This window comes from Yersinia pekkanenii (assembly GCF_001152565.1).
Lineage (GTDB): Bacteria > Pseudomonadota > Gammaproteobacteria > Enterobacterales > Enterobacteriaceae > Yersinia > Yersinia pekkanenii.
This window is the reverse complement of the sequence record NZ_CQAZ01000149.1, coordinates 1-1,884: the sequence shown is the minus strand read 5'-3', so window position 1 is coordinate 1,884 and position 1,884 is coordinate 1. Positions and strand designations below refer to the sequence as shown.

Genomic DNA, 1,884 nt, shown 5'->3' with positions numbered 1-1,884 from the left:
AAAAAGGCCGTTATGACTAACAGCCTCAGACTGCTGAAAAAGTCAAATGAAGGGGAAACGGGCCGTTGGGGTTGTAATGGCGTAAGCCATCGGAGCGCCCCGAGGTGCGGTCAACCCTTAACTCACTGAGCTATAAATAGATTTGTCATTCACCTCAGGCCGTTAATCATAACGGCCCTGCAAATTAAATCTCCACTTGTGTTCCCAGTTCTATGACACGATTGGGTGGGATTTCAAACTGGTCGGCGGCCCGCAACGCATTCCGACTGAGAGCAATAAACAGCTTGCCACGCAGGAACAGATACCATGGCCGTTTGGTGAGGATTAGCGACTCATGGGACATAAAGAACGAGGTTTCCATCATCTGGCAAGGAATAGGCACGACAACTCACCAGTGGCGGCAGCCATTGGTAACTGGGTTTAGGAAGGGAGGTGGTGTGAACTTAAAATTACACTTGAAGACTTGCGGCTACACTGTTCAAATGAATTTGGTGACTGTACCCGTATAGTTCAGTTACCGTCCAGATCCGAGAGTTACTAGTTCAAAGATCCGCCGAAAGGCGGTTTTTTTCGTTTCTGCGCATGAGGTTACGCACAGAAACAAGGGATCTCAAGAGGATGTTTGATTAAAAGAGCATTTAAGTCACCACTACCTATAGTATGGGGTGATATGATAAAGCATCTTGTTTTGGATATGAGAGTTTTGTAAATATGAGTACGTTGATTATTACATCATTTTCCTTTTCTTATTTTTTTATAAGTTATTTTTTTATAAAAAAAGAAATAAAAGCATATCAAATAGTATCAAGCCTACTGTTTTTAATAGCTTTAAACATGATATATTGGAACATTAAAATATTCATTATTTATTTGATTATTCCAATAATATTCATTTTTTTAATGAGAATTATAAAAGGAAAGAACAACCAAGTTACATATTTCTCAATACCTTGCTGGCTTGTCATGTCATCAGTAATAATAAATTTACTATATAAATAACAAGCCGTTTTTTATAAAATATATTTACCACCCTTTATTTTCGTTAAAGATTTTATTATTAATAAAAATTCAGGTTCTGAATTTATTATTTTTAATTCTTTTGTTTTGGAATTATATTTCGCCAGTGATTCAGGAATTCCATCTCCACCATTTTTAACAAAAAATTTAGCACTGAGATTGCGGTATAGGTTTACATCACTAATAGGGTCACGTCCGAACTTGTATGGTGTTGGCACGCTAGCATTATGTTTATTTGTAAACCACTTTGGTAAAATTCTATCAAAACCATCTACTGGCGTTATAAAAGTGCTAAACCCACAGTATTCAATCATGAATATTGAATCTCCATTCTACTTATCTTTTTCAGAAACATCAATACCAAAGCCGATTTTAAACCTATCCCATAGGCCTACATTATTATTAGAGTCTAACAATGATCCCTTATAAATTAAATCTTGCTCATTCATTAATTGATAAACAGACTTCACAACCTGAATAGTTGTAGGACCGATGGTATTAGCGAGTGTCGGAAGCCCAGACTTACTATAAATCTGCTCTTTAATGAGATAAAAACCTGTTCCCTTAAACTGCTTCATATTTATTATTCCATAATTAAAATTTATAACTCTACTTAACAAGTATAAATCTTACATATTCCTTCGCAACAATAAGACCATCACTAAAGTCGGCCCATGATAAGTCCACAGCCTCAACAGATCCAACCCCTTTCCAAAGCTGAACATCAACTTCTCTTTCGCATAGGTCGGGATATCGGTTAGCAGAACTATTATTCATGGCTAGCAAAGCGGGTGGAAGCTGGCTGGAAGATTTGTGCAAAACAGTGGTAAAAAGGCCGTTATGACTAACAGCCTCAGACTGCTGAAA

Annotated in this window: 3 protein-coding genes and 1 pseudogene; all 4 read right to left on the bottom strand. The window is 37.0% G+C overall.

The annotated features are described in order from the left end of the window. Nucleotides 1-184: 184 nt before the first annotated feature. Nucleotides 185-376, bottom strand: a pseudogene (locus AEP37_RS25500) (KUP/HAK/KT family potassium transporter); the annotation flags it as partial. Nucleotides 377-1,010: 634 nt separating this feature from the next. Next, entirely contained in the window at nucleotides 1,011-1,331 is a 321-nt protein-coding gene (locus AEP37_RS23470; protein WP_049615590.1) for a hypothetical protein, read from the bottom strand. An 18-nt stretch (nucleotides 1,332-1,349) separates the two neighbouring features. Continuing rightward, nucleotides 1,350-1,595, bottom strand: a complete 246-nt coding sequence (locus AEP37_RS23465; protein ID WP_049615589.1) for a hypothetical protein — start codon at nucleotides 1,593-1,595, stop codon at nucleotides 1,350-1,352. A 31-nt stretch (nucleotides 1,596-1,626) separates the two neighbouring features. After that, nucleotides 1,627-1,884 (bottom strand): hypothetical protein (locus AEP37_RS27080; RefSeq protein WP_049615588.1); only part of this gene is annotated, 258 nt, incomplete at its 5' end.